The sequence below is a fragment of the Sphingobium sp. genome, from assembly GCF_041987595.1.
Taxonomy (GTDB): domain Bacteria; phylum Pseudomonadota; class Alphaproteobacteria; order Sphingomonadales; family Sphingomonadaceae; genus Sphingobium.
Window position 1 is genome coordinate 1 of record NZ_JBHIWJ010000182.1, and the last position, 3,817, is coordinate 3,817.

At 61.7% G+C, this 3,817-nt stretch carries 3 protein-coding genes; 2 read left to right on the forward strand and 1 reads right to left on the reverse strand.

What is annotated here, in order from left to right; all coding sequences use genetic code 11:
* A partial coding sequence (locus ACFC3J_RS22415) for an alcohol dehydrogenase catalytic domain-containing protein (RefSeq protein ID WP_375198139.1) occupies positions 1-245 on the reverse strand: 245 nt, incomplete at its 3' end.
* A gap of 215 nt (positions 246-460) precedes the next feature.
* Here ACFC3J_RS22415 and ACFC3J_RS22420 point away from each other — a divergent pair.
* Together ACFC3J_RS22420 and ACFC3J_RS22425 are read left to right on the forward strand one after the other, a co-directional pair.
* Complete coding sequence (locus ACFC3J_RS22420; protein WP_375198140.1) at positions 461-3,142, forward strand: LuxR C-terminal-related transcriptional regulator; 2,682 nt, start codon at positions 461-463, stop codon at positions 3,140-3,142.
* An 83-nt stretch (positions 3,143-3,225) separates the two neighbouring features.
* The coding region (locus ACFC3J_RS22425; RefSeq protein WP_375198141.1) for a 3-keto-5-aminohexanoate cleavage protein at positions 3,226-3,817 on the forward strand (592 nt) is incomplete at its 3' end.

The window sequence follows — 3,817 nt, forward strand, 5'->3', positions numbered from 1 at the left end:
TCGCCCTCGCGGACGCCGGTGACGCCCTCGCCGATCATGTCGACGACGCCCGCACCATCACAGCCCAGCGTGATCGGCACCGTCATGCCGGGATATTGCCCGTGGGTGATGAACAGTTCACGATGGTTTATGGATGCGGCCCGCAGCGCGATACGCACCTCTCCCGGACCGGGCACTGGCGTGTCGACTTCCGCCACCACGACGGATTCAGGGCCGTCGATCCGTTCGAGATAAAGGGCCTTCATGGTCAACCTTTCCTAATATCCTGCTCGCGCCGCGGTCTGTATGGCAACGCTGGCTGCATAACGACCTTGGCTTCCTGGGTGGAAAGCTGGACATTTTTCCATCTCATTGGGAACCTATCTGCCGATAGGAAAAAGGGATTGCGTTATAGATTCATCGCGCAGAATATATTTCGCATAACAAACGAATCGCGCCAACCGCGCTAGGAGAGAAGAGCATGACCGTTGTTCCCACAGCTATCTTGCCGCCGCGTTCAACTCATATGCCGATCCGGCGTGCTGCATTGGTGGCGCTGACGGAAAGAGTGGCGCAGTCGCGCATGACCGTGGTGTCTGCGCCGGCTGGGAGCGGAAAAACCACCGCAATGCTGTTCTGGGCGGATGAACTCAGGGCGCAGGGGCGCCCCGTTTTGTGGCTCGCGGCAAGGGCAGGCATAGAAAGTAAGCGGTCCTTTCTCCAAGCGCTCAAGGCCGCAGGTATTGCCGCGGGTATGCCGTGGGATGCACTGGACAGTGACGCTGCCGACGAAAGCTGGCTATCCGCCCTCGCGACGATGGGCAGCGTAAAGCCGGTTATCATTGTGGATGACGCGCAGTTTCTGGCGAAGCCGATTCTGGAGTTTCTGGCGCAACTATCGTCGAGCGCGCGCGACGCATTGACCATCATCATCGCCGCACGCGGTACGGTCGGCCTGTCGCTGGCGCGTATGCGTGCGCTCGGATTTCTGGTCGAAGTGGGCGTCGCCGATCTGTCCTTCACCTTGGCGGAAGCGACGGAACTGGTCACGCGGTCTATCGGGACGCCGGTGGATTCGCGCGAACTTCAGGACATTGTGGGCGATACCCAAGGCTGGGTTTCCGGTATCGTTATTGCCTGCGATCTCTATCGCCGCGCCAGCGACTGCGCGGCCAAGCTCCGGCTGACTGGCCTGCGCCCAGAATTTGCCGAGTATTTCCATGATGAAGTGTTAAGTTTGCAGCCGGACGACGTCCGCCGCTTCCTCGTCGACACCTCGATCCTCGATGAATTGACGCCCTCCGCTTGCGCTGCGGTAACCGGCGACGAAAATGCGCGTGCGATGCTGGACCATGTCTTTCGTGAAGGCCTGTTTCTGAACGCGATTGATCAGGAACATAGCCGCTATGCCTATCACCGGTTGTTCCGCGAAATGGTGTTGGGCCGGCTGATCGATCGGGCACCGGACCGCGCTGCTGTCATGCATCGACGGGCGAGCGAATATTTTGCCGAAGCCGGCCAGCTTGCCTTGGCGATCGAACATGCGCGGCTGAGCGGGGACAAGGCTTTTCTCGCCGACCGGTTGGATCGCTTGGCCGAGGGACTGACCTATTCGGGCTATCTCTACCGCATCGACGAACTCGGCGCGGAACTGCCCTGGCCGATCCTGGCCGAACGGCCTAATCTGCTCCTCGCGCTGGCCTGGAGACGCATCCGCCAACTGGCCTTTTCCTCGGCTGACAGGCTGATTTCCGCCGCGCGGCAGGCCTGTGAAGCGAAGCGCGAGGCCCAGTCCCTGCCCGCGCACGAAATCGAGCAACTGGACCTGCTGATCCGCCATCGCTTCGTCATGCTTGCAGCGGCGCGAGACGACATGGTCAGGGTCGAGGCCGATTCGGAGCCGCTGCTCGCCGAACTGGCCGACAGCCATGCCTATCTCAGCTGCACCTTGCTGGCGCAGCTCATGTCGGCGCGGCGCGAACTTTATCATTTTCAGGACATGCTCAAGCTGGAGGCGGAAACCAGCCGCGCGCTGTCGCGTCCCGGCTCGGCCTTCGCATCCATCGCCCTGAAGGCCTCGGTCGCGCCGACCATTATGGCGCAGGGCAAGACCCCCTTTGCCCAACGGTTTCTGGAAGAAGCCTTTGCGCTTGCGGTTGAGATCCATGGTCCGGGTTCCGGCCTGGCTGCGCTTCCTGCCTTGCCGTTGGCCGAGTTGCTTTACGATGCAGGCGACCTTGAACAGGCGGCGGAACTGGCGGACCAGTATCTGCCAGTCGTGCGGCAATGGGGATTTTCCGATCAGATGGCGTCGGGCTATCTGGTCAGCGCGCGCCTGCGGGCGGCAAGGGGCGATCTGCCCAGCGCGCTTTCAACGCTTAACGATGCCCATCTCGTGGCGATCGAATGTGGGCTTGATCGTCTGCGCTCCTTCATCGTGGCCGAAGAGGTGCGGCTTTTGATCAAGGCGGGGCAGATCGACGAGGCGGAGCAGCATTTCCTGGCGGGCGATCCGCAACTGGACGGCGAACCCATTCCCACCCTGCACCCGACGCGGCGCAATGAGAATATCGCGATCGCCTGGCTCAGGATCGAGATGCAGCGCCATCGGCTGGGCCGAGCGCGCAAGGTCGCCTATCGGTGGCTGGAATTCGTCAAACGCGCGGGAGCGGTCCGGTCCGCCGTGATCTTCGAATTGCTGCTGGCGGAAATCGCGGTGCTTCAGGGCAACCGGTCCGAGGCGCGCAGGGCCGTTCGCGCTGCCGTTGAGATGGCCGAACCGGCCGGCTGGGTGCGGGTCTTCGTCGATGAGGGAGAAGTCATCGCATCTCTCATCATCGAAGCCTATTCGCAGGGGCCGGAACTGGAAACGCCCGCTGATCGCTTCGCCGTCCGCCTTGTGTCGATGTTGAGGCGGGGACCGCAGCTCGAAGCGGACGAAGAAGAGGAGGATGATTTCGGCCTGACCGGGCGCCTCGCCAACCGGGAAGTCGACATTTTAACGATGGTGAGCGGAGGCCTGCGCAACCGGGAAATCGGCGACCGTCTCGGCCTGACCGAAGGCACCGTCAAATGGTATATGCAGCAAATCTACGACAAGCTGGGCGTGCGCCGTCGGCCGCAGGCGGTTCTGCGGGCGCGGCAGCTCGGCATCCTGCCCTGAAGCGCACGCCATATCCTATCGAAGGATAGATTGCACCGTTCGCGCAACCTGCGACCGGCGCAATCTGCGCGAAAGGAAATATCATGGCAAAACGCAAGGTCATCATCAGCTGCGCGATTACAGGCGCAATTCACACGCCTTCCATGTCGCCCTATCTGCCCGTGACGGCGGAGGAGATCGCGGCATCGGCGGTCGGTGCGGCGGAGGCGGGCGCCGCCATCATCCACCTGCATGCGCGCAATCCCGTCGATGGGCGGCCGGACCAGAATCCCGACCTGTTCGAACCCTTCCTTAAAGTCATCAAGCAGCGTACCGACGCCGTATTGAACCTGACCACGGGGGGACACCCCTCCATGACGGTGCAGGAACGGATCCGTCCCGCCCAGACTTTCGCCCCGGAAGTGGCCAGCCTCAATATGGGGACTATGGGCTTCGGTCTGTTCCCGATGCTGGATCGCTACAAGTCGTTCAAGCATGACTGGGAACCCGCCGCGCTCGAAGCATCGCGCGACCTGGTGTTCAAGAACACCTATGCCGACATCGAACATCTACTGACCACCTTGTCGCCGCAAGGCACGCGCTTCGAATTCGAATGCTATGACACCAGCCATCTCTATAACCTGAAATATTTTCTCGATCGCGGCCTCGTCAAGGCGCCGCTGTTCATCCAGACCT

Bases quoted from the DNA above. Each gene is read 5' to 3' on its own strand.
- ACFC3J_RS22420 (WP_375198140.1), top strand. From the start codon at position 461: ATGACCGTTGTTCCCACAGCTATCTTGCCGCCGCGTTCAACTCATATG.